Source organism: Streptomyces caeni (genome assembly GCF_042678285.1).
Classification (GTDB): Bacteria; Actinomycetota; Actinomycetes; order Streptomycetales; family Streptomycetaceae; genus Streptomyces; species Streptomyces caeni.
The window spans coordinates 1-740 of the sequence record NZ_JBHUDX010000122.1; the positions used below are offsets into that span (position 1 = coordinate 1).

Consider the following 740-nt stretch of genomic DNA (forward strand, 5'->3'; position numbering starts at 1 on the left):
TTTTGAGTGGGACAGCGGCAAGCATGGACCGGCCACCGCGGTGACCGCCGTCGAGGTGATGGAGCATGTGACCGACCCGCTCGCGTTCGTCGACACCTGTCTGCGGGAGACCGGGGCGGACTCCTTCCTTTTCACCCAGTACCTTCATGACGGCACCGCCGATCCGTCATGGTGGTACCTGGCACCCGAGGCCGGCCAGCACATCTCCTTCTACACGGCTCCGACGCTGCGCACCCTCGCGAATCGTCTGGGAATGGCCTACCACTCGGCCGGAACTCTGCACATGTTGACCAAGCGGACTTTTCGCAAGGGCGCATTCGCCCGTGCGGTCAGGTTCCACCGTTGCTCCTACCCGCTGCTCAAGCGTCGGCTGCCTCGGCGGTGGCTGCAGGACCACGAGCAACTGGTCCGCCGGATCCGCTGCGCTTCCCCTGCGGCTCCCGCCGGGTGAGCGGCCGCGGCGGCAGCACGCGGGGCACCGACTCGCTCATGGATGACCGCTGAGCGGGGACGGGGTCATACCGTCGGCTCCCGTCGCGGCGACGGCGCCACCGCCACGACAGGAGCCGGCGACAGAGCCGCCGTTTCGGCGTCGACCATGAGGCGGGCGAGTTCGGGGGCGTGGACGGTGGGCTGCCAGCCGAGGACCCGCCGGGCCTTGGAGGCGTCCCCGACCACATGGTCGACTTCGGAGGGGCGCAGGTAGCGCTCGTCGAAGCGGACGTGGTCACGCCAGTCCA

The 740-nt window shown here is 69.2% G+C and carries 2 protein-coding genes; one reads left to right on the forward strand and one right to left on the reverse strand.

Features of this window, described 5'->3' with window-relative positions; translation table 11 throughout:
• Positions 1-451, forward strand: a 451-nt coding sequence (locus ACFSL4_RS34900; RefSeq protein WP_381091831.1) for a methyltransferase domain-containing protein, incomplete at its 5' end; no start/stop codon positions are given.
• Positions 452-516: 65 nt separating this feature from the next.
• Here the strand turns inward: ACFSL4_RS34900 and ACFSL4_RS34905 are convergent.
• Positions 517-740 (reverse strand): GDP-mannose 4,6-dehydratase (locus ACFSL4_RS34905; protein WP_381091833.1); only part of this gene is annotated, 224 nt, incomplete at its 5' end.